Genomic DNA, 19,482 nt, shown 5'->3' on the forward strand with positions numbered 1-19,482 from the left:
CGAAAATTCTCGCTTTTGAAATGGTTGTTTTAACTAAAAAACAGATATAAAGAAACCATCACAACCACTAAGGCTGTCCAAAGGGTGATTACTTTGGTACTTGGTTTAAATTCTTGACTAGATTCTTCTTTTTCAGAAAGATAGATAACTGGGTTTTTGTCAGTAATAGAGATAATCACTGCGACAAATGCCAAAAAGGCAAAAATGAAAAAGGATAACAAGAGATAATGCGGCCAAAAACTGTATTTGTCAGGAGTAAATACCCATAAGTACAATATGCCAACTCCGAGACTAAAGGCTGAGCCAAAAGATAGAATGGCGTTTACGGCCTTTTGTGTCATGGCTTTCCAGAAAACAGTTAATAAGAAAACTACAGAAAGTGGTGGTGCAATAAAGCCTAAGACCGACTGAAAGACATCAAATAAATTAAGCCCTTTGATAGAATCTATAGCCAATGCCATCAATACCGCAAATACGCAACCTGCCAGTACTGTCATGCGACCGACTTTGATAATTTGTTCGTTACTAGCACTTGGATTGATTTTTTTGACATAGACATCCATCGTAAAAACGGTACTCAGAGAGTTGAGTGACGAACCAATCGTTCCGACTAATACCGCAATCAACACAACAATGACCAAACCATTTAATCCAGCAGGGAATAAGTTGGTTACCATCGTCATGTATGCCATAGATGGGTCAGTAAGGTTAGGGAAAAGAATATGACAAATGACACCTGTCAAGATAAATAGCGGCAGAGATAGGATTTTTAACCAAGCGATAAAGTTTACCCCTAATTGACCCTGTTCAAGAGTTCTCGCTCCTAAAACCGATTGTACCATAGCTTGATCAGTACAGAAAAATGCAATAGCTGATACAGGATAGCCCAACAAAATAGCAGGCCAAGGGTATTTGGTATCGTTGGCAGGGTGAATTAATGTCCAGAAGTCTGCTGGGACTTGATGATACATCGTCGAAATACCACCCACTTTTTGTAAGCCCAAAATCGTTAGAGTAGTAGATACCGCAATCAATAAAATCATTTGAAAAACATTCACCTTTGCGATGGCTTTGAGTCCGCCCATATAGGCAAATAGCCCTGCAAAAAGCACCAAGACAATTACCGCAGGAGCCATTGGAATGCCTAAGATTTGTCTTACTAAAAAACCACCTGAAAAAAGACCTAGCGATAACCAAGAAATCAAAATCTTAATGAGCGCATACCATGCTAAGATATTTTGGGTAGAATCGCCATAACGCTTACCCATAAACTCTGGCATGGTGGATACTTTTGAGGCGATGTATTTGGGAGCAAAAACTATGGCTAACAAAAACAAGAATACAAAGGCATACCACTCGAAGTTAACCGCCACAATTCCAGTGCTATAGCCAATGCTAGCAAATGCCAAAAGCATCGAAGGTCCCACATTTGTTCCCCACATATTAAAACCGATACTATACCAATCCAGTGATTTATTGGCTAGAAATAGTGTTTCGTCAGTATTTTTTTTGCGACTTGCACGATAGCCAATGACCAACAATATAATTAGATATATGCCCACAATGGTATAATCAAGCCAAGTGAGTTTTTCTGCTAGAGGTGAAAGCATAGTTAGGGTTGAGGATTTTGTAATAAAATGAGGGGAAATAAGTTATTTTTGCATGCCTTAGGCTTTAAGCTTTATGCCATAGGCTAAAAGTGCAATCCGAGTCGAATGGGACACTGACCGAGGATGCATTTTGCCTAATGCCTATTGCTTAAAGCCTACAGCTTCTAGATATTAAATCTTACTTTTTTGAGTTTTTTTGACTTGCCAATGAGTTTGCCGTCAGCAAAGACTTGTAGGCCTTTGCCTTTGTTGTATTTTTTACCAGTTTCGTCCCAAAGGATTGTAATGAGTTTTCCATGATAAGAAATGTTTTCTAGACAAAACCAAGCCCATTGTTTGCTTGAAATCAAAGGACTAATTTCTAATACTTGGTCTTCACGAGGTTTGAGTCCTATTAAATCGCTGATAATCAGGTCTGCATAAGCAGAGTGATTGTAGAACTTACTTCTTGGATTGTCGCCTTTGAGCCATTCTCCATTTTTCTCATCCTGATACTCGCCTAAGTAAAGTTTACCATTCATTTGATGAGAAAAGGCATATTTTTGTAGTTCATCATAGAAAACCTGAGGGGTCATATCGCCTTTATGCTTGTAATTATTGAGCAAATTGGACAAAGCCTTAAGTGTTTGAGTGGTGGCATACGGCCAAAGTGGTCCATCCCATTCGCAACCATGTCCTGAGCCATGTGTACGGAACAAGGGGTGGCGACGCTCGGCAGTGGTAATACCCCATTTTGCTTTAAAGCCTAAAGTGTCGGTAAGTTGACTCCATTGTTTGGCATAGTTAGCCTTATCTTCTGGCAAATTAAAATACCAAGGAATAAAACCAATAGCCTCGCGAGCGTCTGAGAAAGCTTTTGTTTTCTCTAATTTTACCTTAAAAAAAGAGGCCTTATTATCCCAAAGCGTATCTTCAACGGCTTTTCTAAGGAAGTTCGCTTTATCTGTAAAAATCTCTTGCGTGTTTGCATCGCCCAGTAATTCTGCCATTCTGGCTAAAGATTTAGCATTGGCATACATATAACTATTGATAGTCGGACGAATATTTTTATCTTTTCTGCCCCCACTAATAGACTCCTCCATAGCGTCTTTTACGTCAAACTGGTAGAACATCCCGTTGGGTAATTGGCGTTCTTCTTCCCATTTTTTATAATCTGCTACAAGTGTCTGAAGGTTTTTTTCTAAAAAAGATTTATCCAAATTGACTAAATAACGTTGATACACAGCGTCATCAATCCAGCTACTAAAGGCGTGAAAACGTTGTACATTGTGTTTGGGATCGACATAAAGCCAAAAGCGAATATAATCGTCTGTGTACTGTTGATTGCGGAGCCAACGAGTTTCATAAATATGATGTCCCAAAGCACTACTGATGGCATTGTGCTTACCAGCGTGATTTACTTTGGTGATAAATTCAGTAAAAATAAAGCCATCGGGCGTTTGCTTGAGGTGCTTGCGTAATGCCCACCAACGATAATAGTATATCTCCTGAATCAGAGAGTCGGGGCAATCCAATAAAGGAATATTTTGCGCTAACCAATTATATGATTGTGCATTCGGAATAAAATTAATAACAGCTTCTTCCTTATCAAGCGCATTGTAGCGCTCAACTGCCGAGGCTAAGGTTTTGGTTCCAACAAAATCGGTCTTCTGAGCCACACTCCCATACCCCAGAAGAATACAGCCCCAAAGGCTTAATATTTTTTTAATGTACATGATTTCTTAATTGTGAATGATGAGTTAGGAGTTTAGTACTGTACGAAGGATTTCCAACAATTTCGGATTTGGGATTGCGGATTTCGGAAATAAGGTTAAATACTTATTTTTTAAAGAAATGTAAAAGATTACACTTCCGAAATCCAACATCCGATATCCGAAATAAACAGTTTTAGAATCCTTCGTACACTCTTGACTCACAACTCATCATTCATCACTATTCAACTGTCCAGTCTATATTTTTTTGATTACCTGCAAAACCTGCGTCGAAGATTTTTATCTCTTGTGTGCCATCTACAAAGCCTAGTACTAAACACGTTCCTTTGGCAAGACTTAGTGTATGCGTTCCTGCTTCGAATGAAAAAGTATGGATATTCACAGGAGGCCAGTCGCCTAGCAACAGGGCATTGGTAATCTTACTTTCTGCTTGTCCGAAGTTATTGGCACTGGCATCAATTTCAAGTTGTGGTTTTGGCAGAAAATCACTTTTCTTGGCATCATAAATCCCTATCTTCTCATTGAAATAGCCCACTAATACTTTCACAGGTTTGTCCGTTTTAAAAGTTATTTGAGTGCCCTTAGTAATCTGTGTTTTTTTAGATAAAACAATACCAGAAAGGTTTTTTAGTTCAGGTGCTATGCCTTGAATCACAATGCTGGTATCGCTAAAAACTTTTTGATTGCTCGCTAAAGGATAGCTTGTTAAGCTGGCATCATCAAGTTGAACCTGAGCGGGCTTGAGATATTGAATAGCTTTTACGCCCTTACCTGAACTTTGCTTCAACGAATCAATAACAGTATGTAATCTCGTTACTTCTTTTTGAAAAACGGGTAGCATTTCTTTCCAATGAATGAAAGTCGCATCGACACCACGCATCGGGATTTTGCGCTGTTTGGTTTGCATACTGTTGGCGTACAAATAGGTATCTTTTGTCAATTCAACCAGTTTGCTATAGTGCTCAACGCTACGTTCTAAGTGTGGTAATGCTTTTTCCAAATCACTAATTTGATTTGAATATTTGTAACGCACTAAGTCCAGAGCGGCATATACCTTTTCAGAGAAGAACTGTGCCATTGCATTGTAGCAATGAACATCATTTTGTAAACGCTTAAATTCAGCCGTATTTTTAGTGACGCTTAGTGCTATTTTGTCAATGGCTTCCTGCGCTTTTTTTCCATGAACTACTACTTCATCGGCCACCTGCACAGGCGTTTCTCCGATGTGTTTTTGTCCTTTCCATGCCTTTTCTGCATATTCAATAATCATCTCACCTTCAGGTGCTTCTGATTCATATAGCATCGTGAACAGCCCATAACGATAAGGATTAATCAATTGTGTCATCAACATCCCCAAGGTCAAAGTCTGACGGTTACCGTCGGTGATACCGTATCTACGCAAAAGCTTAGGTGCAATTTCTCCCGTTTCGTTGTAGGCATCTAAGATTCCTTGTGCTTGATTTGACGCTAGTCCATATTCTTTTCCAAGATAGGATTTCCAAAACTGCTGTTCTTCTGTAGCAGGGCGGTTTGCACGCCAAGCGTATCTTGCCCATGTTTTGTACCACATGGCATCTCGGTCGATTTGCAAAAGTCTTTCGGACGTTTTGTCTGCGGTATATGGCCAATCCCAGTAAGAAGCTTGAGGGTATAAATGCAGTCCATTAGCGCCATAAACGCTGTGCATGGCTTGTACACACTTCTGGATAAAGTCAGGCGAACTGTATCTAAATGGTTCGAGATTTGACAAAAGATGCACATTTTCGATATGTACCGTACCAATTTGGCTTAATTTGCGATGTAATTCTGCCCATGAACCCCTTGGTGTATAAGTCGTTAAAGCCTCTCCATTGTATTTTGCCATCGTGTACAAATTTTTGTACAACGGTAAAGCCTCTTTCATGACTCTTGGTGCATCTGTATCATGCGCACGAAGCACAATGGGAGGTTCTGTTGTTTTACCCAAAGCTTTTAGACCATCTTGTACCCCTGGAATAATGGTTTTGGTAAACCAATCCACATCATCTTGGCCTGCTCCTTCCATGGCTTCGCCCAAGGTGATTAATAAACCAACATTAGGATATTTTTCTACAAATGCCGCAATAGACTTACGTGTATAATCTGCAATGACTGGAATAATTGGGCGATTACGGTCTTGTGTTTTGATTTTATGATGTTCGGCAAAAGGTTTGGAAACAATGATGTTATAAAACATCTGAATTACCCAAATACCTCTTTTATCCGCTTCTTCAGTCAAGAAACGGTACATTTCTTCGTTTTTCTTAAAAGTGGCATCGTCAACCTCTACGGCATAAGGGTATTCTTTTACCCGAACCAAGGATGCAAAAGGGTGTCCGTTCCAGATGTAGAGTGAGTTATAACGGTTTTCGACCATCATATCTAAGTATCTAATCCAGAGTTTTTTATCGTAAAACCAAGGGAAATCTTTTTCTGTATAAGGATATTCATATACCTCTCTGTCAGGCAAAAGTGTGGGTTTTTGCATACCTACACAAGTACCACGAAGTACCATTTCGGGTTGGTCTTGATAGACCAGAGACTGCGGGATAGTCTTCTGCTGTTTGATTCTTTCTGCTAATTCCAAACAACCATATAAGACACCCGACTCATCAAAACCAATGACCTGCAAAGGAGTTTGAGCAGATTTAAATAGACGAAAACTTTCCTTTTTGGATAAGGTATTGCTATTATTTAGCGATTGTTGAGTGCCAATCCAAATAGTTGAGGTCGTAGATTTTGAGGTGGTAGAAACCTTATATCCAACAGATTCTAAAGCAAGTTTGAGTTTACTAACACCGTAAGCAATACGAGGTTGTGATGGTTGGGAAACTTGTAAATAGATCGTCTTTGCTCCATCCTCATTGCTCGTGATACTAGCAAAAGAATGAGATATGTTTAAGAAGAGGTAACAGAGTATGAGTGAAATTTTGTACATAACTTATAGTCCTGAATCTGAGAGCTTATGATTAATCCGAAAGGTATTTTGATATGATATTGGCCTGCTGCTCAATGAATCTTGTATTTTTTTCGGAATAAATCAGATTTAACACATACAAAGGTATATGCTTAGGAGGGTCAGACTATCTACCATTTTCTCTGAAAACTATAGGATATTTGCATAGGGGGAGTTCTTGCTAAATTAGCAAAAGGATACGAGCTATCCTTTATTTAGTGATTGAGCAATTGAGTGATTTAGTGATTATTTTCAAAATGATTTTTACCCAAAAAACCGAAATATCCTGACTGAAATTTCGTGAGAAGCAGAATATTGTCAAAAAAAATAATCATTCATCCACTCAATCACAAATCACTAAATAACTCGTGTCATTTTATTGAAATATCTTTTTCAAATAGGCTGTATTGGCGCTATAATTTCCTTTGACATCTTTAGGCTTGCTGGCATCCCTCGAACGTTCGATGATTAGCCAGCCTGACCATTTCATTTTATCTAAAGTTTTTTTTACCTTAAGCATATCTATTTCAGGGTCTTTCTCTAGCCAAACACCATCTTTATTGGTGGCATGAATCATACAGATACGGTTTTTACCTAGAATTTTTAATTCTTTATATAAATCACGACCTTCTTTGAGAGGGTTAGAAAAGTTAAAATAAATCTGGATGGCTGGAGAACCGATTTCTTTGAGTAAAGCCACTTCCTCTTTGGCACTTAATGCTGTTTCGATGCCGATTACCACGCCTGCTTCTTCTGCCATTTTTCCAGCAACTTTTAATCTGCTAACAACCGAATCTCGGATGGATGGGTCTTTCTTTAAGTCGCATTGTACACCAAGCGGTAAAAAAGCCACTTTTACATTCATAGCTTTCATGGTTTTTATACAATCTCGAATTGACTGTTGATACTCCTCTCGACCGCAAAATGATTGAGCATAATAGCCTGTCATTGCTAAGGAACATATTTCAAGTTTTAATTCTTTGGCCATATCCATAAAAACCTGACGAATAGAATCATTGGCAAGTTGGTTTTCAAAAGTGGGTCTTTTCCCTAAACCTCCCATATCCAATTCAAGTCCGTCGGCGCCAATTTGTTGAGTGAGCGTAATGGCTCCCAATTTTTGTCGTTTCAACAACATGAGGTCAATCAAACCTACTTTGTAACGAGTCGTTTGTGCCAGTCCTTGACTAGCTATCATTAACAAAATCAATAAAAAACGCATTTCTTTGAGGGGTTAGTAGTCAGGCACAAGGCAAGAGTAAATAAAAAACTCTTGCCTTGTGCCTCTTTGCCTGTGCCACTATTTCGAAAACATCTTCTCAATTATTTCAAAATCTTTGATGGCATTGGAAGGTAGCTTTTCGCCTTTTTCACCAAAAACATATAAGGCTGGGAAAGGCTCAATCGTAATACCTGTTTCAGTGATATTACCAGAAGTATCCTGAATCTTTTGAAGATCTAAGCCTAATTCTTTTGCCATAAAGCCATACATGGCTTTACGTTTGTTAGCTCCATAGTCATGTCCTTCGCTTGGAAAGTGGGCATTCTGAACTTTATTAGAAGCATGGTATAAATCATAAATTCGTTGTACAAATGGAAATTCGGTTTGTGGGACAAACTGTGTCCAATCTTTTCCATCCGATATAATCATTTGTGCTCTTGGAGCTGCCATGGAGGCTATTTCTACGTTGTTAGTACCTTCTCCGCACAAATGCACACCCATACCACTTTCGCAAGGACAACCCCCACTGTGATACGAGGACATCATGGCTACGGGAACACTTACTTTGATACGGTCGTCGATAGCAGTTAACAACATCGTTTGACTACCCCCGCCAGAAGCGCCCGTAATGCCTACACGCGTAGGATCGGCATCTTTGAGGCTTAGTAACCAATCCAGAATACGCATTCCATTGAGCATTTGAATCGTTTGAGCATGGCTACGACGGTGGTCTTCAGATTTGAACTGTAAGGTAGATTCGCCCCAAGCAAAAAGGTCGTAACTAAAAGCCATAGCGCCCATTTTGGCTAAAGCCGCACATCTATACTGACAATCGGCACGATAACGACCCTCCCCAAAATGCCCGTCTGGATTCAGAATAACGGGAATTTTACCTTTCGATTTTAAAGGACGATATAAAGACCCACTCACATAAACACCAGGCAAAGTTTCGATAGCTACATTTTCAACCGAGTAGCCATCCATGATTCGTTTTTGTGTAATGATGGGTTGAGACTGCGGTTTAGCTGGCGCTTTTGGCATATCTAGTGCTTGCCAAATGCAGTTTTTCAAATTGGCTTTACGCAATTCCCAAGAAGTAATATCTGGTGAAAGCGTAGACAAATAGTTTAATTGCTGTTTGCCTTCCTCGGGAGTTTTGAGGTGATATTGAAAAGCTTGTAATTTATATTTTCCCTCTCCTTCTTTGGTAAAAGTAATATCCTGCGAATCCATGATATGATGGAGCGTTGTTTCTAAATCAGGTCTAAAACGCCATTCGGCATAAGTAACCTGTTTATCAGCCACCAAGGCTTCAGGATAGCGTATTTTCACCTTAAAACGAGATTCAATCGTCGATATAACCTCTTTTAAAGGTTTTTTAAACGCCTGATCTGCCGTCTGTGCTTGTATAAAAAAGCAAGAAGTTAGTAAAGTGATAGTGATGAGGATATTTTTCATAAGTTTTTAGGGGTCAGGGAATAGGCACAAGGGGTAAGTGTTTTTACTTTTTGCCTAACCCCTAATGCCTATCTCCTATTTTAAAAAATCAAAATACAAAACCATTTCAACAGCTCTTTTAGGCTCTTTTTCGTAGTCATAAAAGACGTGTTTCATACTCATAGGACCTGTGTTGTCAGCTCTGTTAGTTTTAGAACCAATGGCCGAAATACCTTGCATAAAGGAAATATCGCCACTTGGGAAATTAATCACATAGTTTTGATATGAATCTGTTTTGAAGGCTGGACTAAACAACCTGAAAAATACATCTTCTGTCTCAGTGACTACGGTAAAAGACTGACCTTTGGTTATAAACTTACACCAATACATATTGGCATGGTATCCTTTGAATTCTGGATAAACAAATGGTATTTCACCTGTTTCGGTAGTATTATAATCTTTCTGCCAAATACCAAATTGATTTCCTTTCAAACGATTTTTCCATACTCGGTATGGACCATTTCCTAAATACTCTACACCTTTAATTTCAGATTCTGGAAAAGAAAAGTTAAGTCCAAAATAATTCGTTAAATAAGCCGCTGGGAAATATTTAACTTTCAATTTTACCCAACCCGATGGATAAATGATCCATTGCAGTGTGTTGAATGCCTCTTTTTTGTCGTAAGTTGATTCAATCACTACATTTTCACCATCAAAACGGGTAGTAATATTTTTAAAATTGGTACTTCCTTCTTGTACTATTGGGCCGTTGTTGAATGGAATACTTCCTTTTTCCGTTTGTACTGATTTTAGCAAACCTGATTTTTTAGAAAAACTAATCGTCAAACCATTCGCCTTGACTACATACAACGAATCTTGTTCTTGAAGCGTAGGTTTGGTACTTCCCGAAGTTTTCACCATTGCCTGTGCCATCGTTTTTGGCAAGGTAATTTTAAAACTCCAAGTAAAAATTTCTTTCCCAAAAGGGTCAAAAGCGCTTAGATACAAACCGTCATATTCTTGCCAATTTTGTGGTAGTTGCTGGCATGACACTGTTCCCTTTTCCAAGGGTTTCAAATTGGGCGAAAGGGCTTTACCTGAAAGTTCGGGCAACTGATGTAACCCTAAAGATTTGAGTTTCCAAGTAAAACGACATTGATTGGTATTGGTAAAATGATAGCGGTTTTCGATAGTAAATTTTCCATCAAAATCGGAAGTAATTTCTTTTGCCTCAAACTTGATTGGACTCCACACTTCTTTGATGGTAAAATAGCTTCCTTCTTTTTCACGATAAGGACCTACGATGCCGTCCGCGGCACGATTGCCATCAGTATCTAGGATGCCATTTTTATCGGTTCTAACTATACCTTGGTCAACAAAATCCCAAAGGAAGCCACCTGCGCAAAGTGGTGTTGTCCATATATGCTCCCAGTAATCTTCCAGACCAGCTCCATGGCCGCCATCATACATTCCATGCAAAAACTCGGTTGGCATGACAATGCTATGTCCGTGGTCATAATTACCAATACCGTAGTTATAATCGCGATAATGCTGTGTGTCGAACCCTGCAAAATCTTCCCATGCGTGAATCACAGGACGTCTTTGTAAATCTTTTTGAGGAAAAATAGGGTCTAATTCGTAATTGTGACCACCTTCATTTCCGTTAATCCAAAAAATTACAGAAGGGTGATTTTCATCGTGTTCCATCAACTCTTCAAGACGTTTGGTACCTGTAGGCGTATCATAATTGCCATGCCAACCCGCCAATTCATCCATTACAAACAAACCCAAAGAGTCACAAGTATCCAGAAAATGATCATCGGGAGGGTAATGCGACATACGAACGGCGTTCATGTTCATATCTTTCATTAATTGCACGTCGAGTAAGCTTACTGCCTTTGAAGTAGTACGTCCTGAAGTTGGCCAAAACGAGTGACGATTTACCCCTTTGAACTTTATTTTAGTCCCATTGACATATACGCCATCACGCAATTTTACTTCGACGGTACGGAAACCAATTTTCTTTTCAACCACGTGAACCGCTTTCCCATTCTGTAATAAACTTACCATCAATTTGTAGCGATTAGGTGTTTCGGATGTCCAAAGTTGAATGTTTTGATAAAGCTTTTCAAGGGTTAGTTCAGACTGACCAGCTTTGAGATTTGCTTGAATAGGAGTACCAACCTTTTGACCATTTAAGGTATGTAATTGTGCTGATAAAGTAAGATTTGTATTACTTGAAGTAGTACGAATCACTGCCTTTAGATTCCCATTAGCCTTGGCATCAATAGAAACACGAGTAATATGCTGAGTAGGCAAAACCTCTAAATAAACTGGACGGAAAATTCCACCAAAAATCCAAAAATCCCCTTTACGCTCAGCCTCATTAACCGACTGATTTGCAGAGTGCTTACTTACTGTTACTTCCAATAGATTTTCAGCGCCGTAGTTGAGTAATTGTGCAATAGGATATTTGAAAGCATAATAGGCTCCTTGATGAATTTCACCAGCAGACTTTCCATTGATTTTTACTTCAGCATCGGTCATAACTCCTTCAAAAACAAGATTTAATGCTTTGCCTTGCCATGACTTGGGAGCTTGAAAATGATATTTGTAAAGTCCTTTTTCCTTACCTCTTGAGCTATCTTTGGCGAAGCCATAGTTGTATTTGCCAAATCCCTGCAATTCCCAGTTGGATGGAACAGGAATGCTTGTCCATTTGCCAGCATTACGACCTTCAGTACAGAAAAAATCCCATGGAACGGTTTGGTCATGCCCTTTTCCAGAAAGATAAACTTTTTGGGTTTCTTGCGCATAGAGAGCCTTAAAACTCAGTACTAAGAAGAGAAAAAGTAAAATTCTTTTATTCATGATTGTTTTTGATGAGGGATAAGGGACAAAGGCACATAGAAAAATGAGATAACGTTTCAAATTTTTGCTCCCGTTATGCCCTATACCTGTTCATTGATATTACTTTTTACTGGTAAATGGTCGTGCAGGGAGTCCCTCTTTGTTGAAAAAATTAGGTTCTGCATCCTCTTGCCATGCAAATCGGATTGTTTTGGGTTCTGGAACTTTTTCGGAAAAAACTTCCACTTGGGTGCCTACAACAATGGCTTTTGCTTCGTGAAATTTTCCGTCAGCACCTGCTAGACTAAAATAGTTGAGGTCTTTTCCATCTTTACTCATCAAACCCCCACCCATAGAATCAAAGGATAAAATAGCTTTATCATTTCTGATTTTCATTTTTTTGAAAATGGGTCCAGAGGCAACTAAACCTTTTTTCCCGTAATCATGCTTCAGAGCTAAAAGTGCCAAACGTTTCCCGATTTCCCATTTGTACCAAGGATGAATATTGGTCAAAGTATCTGCCAAATCGGTCGTAGTTACGAAGTCAGTGTACTTTACTCTTTGAGTTACATTGGCTTGCGCTTGCCAAAAAGTAGGAAGAGTTTCCTTTTCCAAAACTACCTTACCTGTACTTTTTGAGTAGAGATAAGGGACTAATTGCACATAGTAAAAAGGCATTTTATTGTCTTTCCAAGCTTTTCTCCAACTACTAATCAGCGTTTCCATCTTGTTGGTATATTGTACCGAATCTTTCAAGAAACAATTACTTTCGCCCTGATACCACAAAAATCCTTTCATGACAAATGACTCTAAAGGACGAATCATAGGATTATAAAACTTTGCAGGCTCACCTTCTACTTTTTGTCCTTTGAAATAAGGAGAACCAGCAAAAGCTTCTTCCGAAATCCAAGGTTCTATTCTACTGCCTGGGATAGCCGACGAAATCATACCGATGGGCACGCCTGTCTGCTGGTGAACTTCTTTAGCAAAAAAGTAAGCAACAGCCGAAAAAGAACGCAAGGCGGAGTCTTGTGCTATACTCCACCCTTTGTGTTGTGGATCAGGTTTTATTAATTCTTTTCTGTTGACTAAAAAAATACGAATCAGTGGATTTTTGGCCACTTCCAACTCATCAACAGGATTGGGATCTGGGAGATTGGGACGTTTTACCTTACTGTTTTTTCGCATGGTATATTCCATATTCGACTGACCAGAGCATAGCCATACTTCTCCTATTAGGATATTTTTAAGCGTAATAACTTCCTTTCCTTCAATTCTTAACTCTTGAGGAATGCTTGTGGCTGGTAGTGCCTTGAGCCATACTTGCCAATTTCCTTCAGAATCTGCTGTTGTTTTGGCGGATTGTCCTGAAAATTGGACATTGATTTGCTCCCCAACAGAGGCTTTTCCCCAAATATGAATAGGTTTTTTTTGTTGAAAAACCATATTATGCCCCAAAATTCGAGGTAAGACAATTTGTGCTTTTACCGAAAAAATCGAGCAAAAACTAAGTATTAACAGAATATATGATTTGATTTTTTTCATAAAAACTTCAATAGTTTTAAGCTAAATCCCCTCTAACTAATCCAAAATAGTTTGCTGCGCCCACTTGAGCTCACTAGTTCAAGACTTAGTCTTGGACTTATCTTTTTATACAGTTTATAAATTGAAACAAAAGCTAGTCCGAGACTAAGTTTCGAACTAGGGAAATTACCTTATTACTTAAGCTAAATCCCCTCTAACTAATCCAAAATAATTTGCAGCGCCCACTTGACCACCTTTGACATTAACTTCCAGGCCATTGATGGTTTTGTTGGAAGAATATACCCGACAAAGTGGTGCCCCTTTTACCACAGGTGCAATCATCTCTAATGCCTCTATTTCAAGTGCACGCGCTGCATAACTCGACGTATCGCCTCCTGCAATCAGCAAACGGGTAAGATGCGTTGATTCGATGACTTTTTTAGCAATCAATCCCAAGGCAGTTCCCAGTTTTTCGGATGACAGAGGAATACTTTCTTGTGAGCCTCCTTGGGTATGAATCATAACAGATTTCCCGTTTTCGATATAACTAATAGCTTGATTAATATAGGATTGTAAGATATTCTCAGATAACTCTTCCTGTGCAATTAGTGGCGCATCAATGATGATTTCGATAAAATCATGTTGCTTTGCCCAATCAATTTGAGCGCTTGTTACAGGCGAGCAACTTCCTGAAATCACCAACAAAGCATCTACTTTTGCGAGTGGTTGCCAAGTATTTTTAGGTGAAAAAACACCTTGCTGGTTCCAGTAGGAACCCAATGCCATTTCGATACCTGATGAGCCAATTGAAAATAAGATGTTAGGCTGTTCTTGCGCTTTTTCCTCTAAAAATTCTCCAATTGTTAGTAAATGATCTTCATTGATGGCATCCATAAACAACGCCTTTTTGCCTGATGAAACTTGTTCGTTATGTGCTTTTGCTAAGTTGTTAGCTTCTACCTGCAAAATATCGAGTAAACCAATTTCTACAGAAGTTTGTCTACCCAAATGCAAACGTAAATCGGCTTCGTCGGCGGGTGTTACGGGATGCTTGCTCATAGATGGATGGCGATCGAGACGATAGATTTGTCCATCGCTACCGATTCCCATACGAGCAAAGAGATTTCCAAAAACAGAGTACCGACCCAAAGATGGTGCTGCTACCAAAATAGGTGTCCATTGATTTTTGAATTGAGCCAAGCCCAATTCAAGCACCAAGCCGATGTTTCCTATTGCTGGAGAAGAATCGAATGTTGAACAAACCTTATAATGCACATGCTTAAGAGGTAGTTGAGCAAGCGCCTCAAAAGCAGGTGCTAACTCCTTTTGCATAGCCTCTACACCCAAAGCACGAGTTCGCCCTGCAATACCAATGGCTTGTAATTGAGGATATTGCTGTAGTTTTTCAACTGAGGGAACCTCAAAAAACAAAATGGTATTTAGTCCAGCTCTTGATAAAAACTCCAAGGCATCGGTCGAACCCGTAAAATCATCGCCATAATAGGCAATAGACAACTGTGGTATTTGCATACTTATTTACTTTCTAATACTAATACCCAATCATTTCCATCTTTAGGCTCAAGTGGAGCATCGAATGTTTTAATTCCTGAGTTTTCTATCTCTCCAATTGCTTGATAGTTACCAGTACGAGGGTCAAACCATTGAGCTTTTACTGTTTTTCCTGCAATTTTACCCATATTCACTTTGAAAGTACGTCCTGTATAAGTGTACAAAAACGCATAGTTTTTGCCACGAGTAGCTACTACATACTCATATTTTTGTCCATTATCTACTATCAAACTTTGATCTGGAATTCTTTCAAAAAATGGCTTAGATAGTAACAGAGCCTTCAAGTGTTTCATCTGAAAAGAACCAGGTTTTGCCATTCCCTCATACCAATATTCTTGAGGACCGAATGAAGTATCATTGTATTTGGGACGGTGCATTTGCATGACCGAATTTTGTCCATAAGTATAACCAAAAGCCCCTGCAAAAACAGACCAATATCCATAACGACGCACATCAGCATCTGTCCAGCGTGGTTGGTTTACATCATGCAAGCCGTAAGGGATACCCTCATAAGAAGGCTCACCGTCGATAACGGGTTTGGTTGGTTTGAGTTGATAATCCGCTTGGATATAGCGCCAATTGTCTTCGCCATAATGCCACTTTTCTTTAGCTGAAGTATCCTGTGCATACGTGCGGTGACCTGATTGCACCATGTTGAAATCCAACCATGTATCCTTATGAAACCATTCTGAAGACGAAGTACGTCCACGTGGATGATAGGTAATCAAATGATTTTTATCGATGGCACGAATGGTTTTCCCGAAAACATCCCATACTTTTTTACCTGTACTACCTTGAATATCGCCACCATTTAACCAAATGATATTAGAATAATTTTTGTAACGATTGGCTAAAAATGTTGCATAGATAATAGCACGTTCTGGCGTTACTTTTTTGTCTTTCACATTGCCTCCCCATAAAGGTACAAAGCCAATATAAATGCCCTTTTTCTCGGCGGTACGTACTACAAAGTCGACATGATCCCAAAAGTCATAAGCTTCATTATCAGCTACATCCAAACCTTTGGTTACTTTTGGTTTTGCAATATTGCCTCCCACTAATGCCGAATCACCATATATGTTGACCACATTGAGCGTGTGTAATCCCATTGCTTGAATCACATTGAATCCCTTTTGGCGACGATCTTCCAAGTAAGTTTCTACTTCTTCACGTGTAAGTTTTGAAAACAATAGCCATCCCGTATCGCCAAGCCAAAAGAACGGTTTCCCATCTTTGGTAGAAAGATATCTTTTGTTATCAGAGACTTTTAAAGCGGGCACTTGTGCCTTAGTGATATTTCCTGTGATGAGAAGTAAGCCTATTAGAAAGGCTAAAAATCCTTTTTTCATGGATGTCAGATTGTTTTAATTAGGTTTATGTGGCAACATTTTCGTGGACTATGAGAGTTTTTCAGGTTAAAACCTTACTTTTTCTTTATCCAAATCGCTATACTACCATTGGTGGGATTTTTTAGTTGGTAGCTTTTCCCGCTCTCTAAGATTTCAGTATTAGATAAGAAATTGCCGTCTTTAGGAGAAAGAAATTTTACTTCAAATGTTCCTTTTTCTTTACTTAAATCTGCGGTAATTTCTGTTGAACTTTCGCTGTAAATAAAATATCCTTGTCCTAGCTGACCCAAAACCCATTGCGTAGTTGCTTGGCTCGCCCACTGAATCGGTTGCATACCAATGAGTTGAGTGGAAATCTCTTGAGGTAAATCAAAGCTCAGGCTAGGAATTGAGCCTCCTGCCATTAAAGCTGCCCAGCCATTTGCATCAAAACTATCGCCATTATAAACTACTGCTTTTGTAGGGTACTTCATGCGATATTCGTTCACGGCACGATATACCTGCTCAGACGAAGAACGTTTCGGGTTCAACAAACGAGCATGTTGGCGTGGAGCTAAGTTTTGTCCACCTTTAGGTTCATACGTTTGTCCGTTGAATTGATAATGCCAATAACGAATATCTATGATATCGACCACCGCCGAACGTTTTTTGTCTGCTAATATCGCATCTTGAACGTCTTTGGTTGTGCTTAATGCCACTAAGACGTCTTTGTGTTTTTCCTTTTGCCATTCGTCGATGACATCCAACCAAAATTCAACAAAATGAAGTGGACCTGTGTATTCGGCACTAATCAATTGTACGACTCCTGTGTTTCCCGTAAAATTATCTAGACATTGACGGATATAGGCGCGATGCAATTTGCGACGAACTGGATGGTTAATGTCATAAAACTGTTCTGCCATAAAAATGCGCTTATCGCCAGCATAAGGCACTGGTTCAGGGAATCCTGTTTGATTGATATTATTGGCTGGACGCCATGGAAAATCAGCATAATGAGCGCCTGCTTCTATGATATTATGTTGAAAATAATTTTGATGAAAAAGTACCAAGGATTTCTGGTCAGCCAAATCAGCAAACTGTTTCAAGCGACTCCAATACCATTGGTTGTATTGTGTTAAATCATATTTACTCAAACCATCCCACGCAGTTTCTTTACCGCTTCGGGCGAATGGTAATTCATAGAATGGAGGCCAAACTTCGCCATCCATACGACGAATACGTTCATGGTCGTCACGACGACGCTCGTACCAAAGCCCATAATTATGATCCATCACTTTTACATGACTTTCTTGCATCCAGTCGCTTAATTCAACTAAATCGTCAGTTAGTCCTTTACCCGTTTGTCCAGGGACAAATCGAGTAATATGTGGTTTGCTAGTCGCTAATCCATGCGGTCGGGATACGCCTGACCACCAAGGAACTTCTTGTCTTTTGCCTGTTTGTAAAGATTTCCCACGTACTAACCAGCCATTTTGCACTTGCAAATCAGGTGCTTTATTTGGGGTAATAATTTTAGGAATGCCGATTTGCTCTATACTTTGAAGTTTTTCTGCTATGTTTAGAGATAATCTCTGGGAAGCCTTTTCGATAAACTCTTTGAGTGTTCGGGCAGGTTCAACAGAAGCTTTGGTCAATGCCATAGCCACTTCTACTTTTGGACTACTTGATGCCTCTGTTTCTGTCGGCATCAAGAAAGTTCTTGCTTGAACTTCTGTGCCTAAGCGATTTTGAAGTTGTGCATAAAACAAACTTCTTGGTTTGATATGCTCGTTGGACATATCCCAATAGCCGTCTCCATCGAATTGAGCCCAAGTACCAAATGCCCAGTTTTGTGCGGTAGGTGGTTTTTGACATTCGACACGAGAGGCAGAACATTGCCAAAAAACACTATTGGCAGCCGACCAACCAGCTCCTTGTCCATCCTGACCCAAATTTGAAAAGCGTAGTGCATTACCATCCACATTGACAATATCAAATAAAACACCCGAAGCCCAAGAATCTACTGTACCGCTAAAACTATACGGAAGTTTGGATTCACATTGAACAAAAGCGTTTGGACCAGCGGCGCAATAGCCTACTGCAAAATCGTGATAGCCCTCTTCGGCATAAATTCTTTGAAAAAGCGTTTGTTGACCATTGGTAAAAAACGTATAGCGTCGTTGTCCGCCGATTTCAGAAATAGGCTGGGTAGAAATACAATCTTCGACGGTCACACAGCGAGCGGAAGCTTGTACATATACGGCAGAACCTGCAAAATGCTTGAAATCAACCTGACGAACCCATGCGTCACTTACGTTTTCTAATCCAATTGCCATCCAAAGATGGTTTTCGTCTTTGGGATTTTTGGTATCATAACTCGATTCTAGCGAAAGGTTTTCGATACCTATTTGATTGACACGTCCATTCCATTGAAATTTAACCACAGTTCCCGCTCCATAACTAGAATCAAGCGCAGTAGTCAGAGGAATATCTAAACAAATCCCTTTGGCTGTAATTTGAGTAATCGTTCTTTCCCAAGTAATATCTCTTTGATTGGGTTTCCAGCCAAGAGCAGTAACTCCCCCACCAAAATGGTCAGTTTTCAAAGTTTGAATCCATTCTTTGGTAGAAGGACGTTGTATCAAAATACGCTCACCAACTTTATATTTCTCAGGACTATTTACACTTAAACAAGCTTGTCCAACAGGGACATAAGTGTCCAATACTTTCTCGGAACTCTCAATTTTTTTATCATCTTTTCCTCGAATACTAATCAAAGTCTCTCTTGAAATGCCTATTCCTTTTAGAATGGTTTGTCCACGACCAGCACCACGAATCACAATGCCTGAAGCTTTGATAAGCAGATTTCCTTTTATTTCGAAAATACCTTTTCCTAATACGACTGCACCTCTAAAGCCTTTGGCGTCTACTGGTAATCCTGCCACATAGTCGATGGCAGCCTGAATACGAGTCGTTGCATCGCCATTTGCTGCCTCTACTTTCACTTTTCCTGCTATAAATGGAATTACTTCTTCGCTTGCTTTGTAGCCACAAAAAGAAAAATCAGGAATTCTATCTCCTTTACTTTCAGGGGTATATGCCAGCTTTCCTGCATCATCCAGATATACAGGAGGTTTGGGTGGAGCAACTTTTGGCTTTTGCCCTAATACTGAAAAAACACTCAGACCCAAGGAAAGAGATAAGATTATGGAGAAACGAGACATACGATAAATTGAGTGATTCGGTGATTGAGTGA

At 39.5% G+C, this 19,482-nt stretch carries 10 protein-coding genes; all 10 read right to left on the bottom strand.

Features of this window, described 5'->3' with window-relative positions:
- Positions 1–29: 29 nt before the first annotated feature.
- The 10 genes from GVN22_RS09500 to GVN22_RS09545 all read right to left on the bottom strand — a co-directional run bounded on the left by GVN22_RS09500 (position 30) and on the right by GVN22_RS09545 (position 19,450).
- Positions 30–1,610 carry a sodium/solute symporter gene (locus tag GVN22_RS09500; RefSeq protein ID WP_166550791.1) on the bottom strand — a complete coding sequence of 527 codons (1,581 nt, stop codon included), beginning with the start codon at positions 1,608–1,610 and terminating at the stop codon, positions 30–32.
- Between the two features lie 164 nt (positions 1,611–1,774).
- On the bottom strand, positions 1,775–3,325 hold the full coding sequence (locus tag GVN22_RS09505) for a trehalase family glycosidase (protein WP_166550792.1): 1,551 nt from the start codon (positions 3,323–3,325) through the stop codon (positions 1,775–1,777).
- A 217-nt stretch (positions 3,326–3,542) separates the two neighbouring features.
- The gene (locus tag GVN22_RS09510; protein ID WP_166550793.1) at positions 3,543–6,278 is read right to left on the bottom strand and encodes a hypothetical protein; all 2,736 of its coding nucleotides are present in this window, start codon (positions 6,276–6,278) and stop codon (positions 3,543–3,545) included.
- Positions 6,279–6,672: 394 nt separating this feature from the next.
- Positions 6,673–7,518 carry a sugar phosphate isomerase/epimerase gene (locus GVN22_RS09515; RefSeq protein ID WP_166550794.1) on the bottom strand — a complete coding sequence of 282 codons (846 nt, stop codon included), beginning with the start codon at positions 7,516–7,518 and terminating at the stop codon, positions 6,673–6,675.
- 78 nt (positions 7,519–7,596) lie between these two features.
- Positions 7,597–8,976 carry a CocE/NonD family hydrolase gene (locus GVN22_RS09520; RefSeq protein ID WP_166550795.1) on the bottom strand — a complete coding sequence of 460 codons (1,380 nt, stop codon included), beginning with the start codon at positions 8,974–8,976 and terminating at the stop codon, positions 7,597–7,599.
- A 75-nt stretch (positions 8,977–9,051) separates the two neighbouring features.
- Complete coding sequence (locus GVN22_RS09525; RefSeq protein WP_166550796.1) at positions 9,052–11,826, bottom strand: glycoside hydrolase family 2 TIM barrel-domain containing protein; 2,775 nt, start codon at positions 11,824–11,826, stop codon at positions 9,052–9,054.
- 99 nt (positions 11,827–11,925) lie between these two features.
- Positions 11,926–13,350, bottom strand: a complete 1,425-nt coding sequence (locus tag GVN22_RS09530; protein ID WP_166550797.1) for a sialate O-acetylesterase — start codon at positions 13,348–13,350, stop codon at positions 11,926–11,928.
- 177 nt (positions 13,351–13,527) lie between these two features.
- The gene (locus tag GVN22_RS09535) at positions 13,528–14,859 is read right to left on the bottom strand and encodes a four-carbon acid sugar kinase family protein (protein ID WP_166550798.1); all 1,332 of its coding nucleotides are present in this window, start codon (positions 14,857–14,859) and stop codon (positions 13,528–13,530) included.
- Positions 14,860–14,861: 2 nt separating this feature from the next.
- The gene (locus GVN22_RS09540; protein WP_166550799.1) at positions 14,862–16,247 is read right to left on the bottom strand and encodes a glycoside hydrolase family 140 protein; all 1,386 of its coding nucleotides are present in this window, start codon (positions 16,245–16,247) and stop codon (positions 14,862–14,864) included.
- 74 nt (positions 16,248–16,321) lie between these two features.
- Entirely contained in the window at positions 16,322–19,450 is a 3,129-nt protein-coding gene (locus GVN22_RS09545) for a DUF6298 domain-containing protein (protein WP_166550800.1), read from the bottom strand.
- Positions 19,451–19,482: the final 32 nt, after the last annotated feature.

Origin of the sequence: Cellulophaga sp. BC115SP (genome assembly GCF_009905545.1) — a bacterium.
In the GTDB taxonomy this organism is placed as follows: domain Bacteria; phylum Bacteroidota; class Bacteroidia; order Cytophagales; family Spirosomataceae; genus Flectobacillus; species Flectobacillus rivi.

Bases quoted from the DNA above. Each gene is read 5' to 3' on its own strand.
- GVN22_RS09510 (WP_166550793.1), bottom strand. From the start codon at position 6,278: ATGTACAAAATTTCACTCATACTCTGTTACCTCTTCTTAAACATATCT.
- GVN22_RS09500 (WP_166550791.1), bottom strand. From the start codon at position 1,610: ATGCTTTCACCTCTAGCAGAAAAACTCACTTGGCTTGATTATACCATT.
- GVN22_RS09530 (WP_166550797.1), bottom strand. From the start codon at position 13,350: ATGAAAAAAATCAAATCATATATTCTGTTAATACTTAGTTTTTGCTCG.
- GVN22_RS09545 (WP_166550800.1), bottom strand. From the start codon at position 19,450: ATGTCTCGTTTCTCCATAATCTTATCTCTTTCCTTGGGTCTGAGTGTT.
- GVN22_RS09505 (WP_166550792.1), bottom strand. From the start codon at position 3,325: ATGTACATTAAAAAAATATTAAGCCTTTGGGGCTGTATTCTTCTGGGG.
- GVN22_RS09515 (WP_166550794.1), bottom strand. From the start codon at position 7,518: ATGCGTTTTTTATTGATTTTGTTAATGATAGCTAGTCAAGGACTGGCA.
- GVN22_RS09540 (WP_166550799.1), bottom strand. From the start codon at position 16,247: ATGAAAAAAGGATTTTTAGCCTTTCTAATAGGCTTACTTCTCATCACA.
- GVN22_RS09520 (WP_166550795.1), bottom strand. From the start codon at position 8,976: ATGAAAAATATCCTCATCACTATCACTTTACTAACTTCTTGCTTTTTT.
- GVN22_RS09535 (WP_166550798.1), bottom strand. From the start codon at position 14,859: ATGCAAATACCACAGTTGTCTATTGCCTATTATGGCGATGATTTTACG.
- GVN22_RS09525 (WP_166550796.1), bottom strand. From the start codon at position 11,826: ATGAATAAAAGAATTTTACTTTTTCTCTTCTTAGTACTGAGTTTTAAG.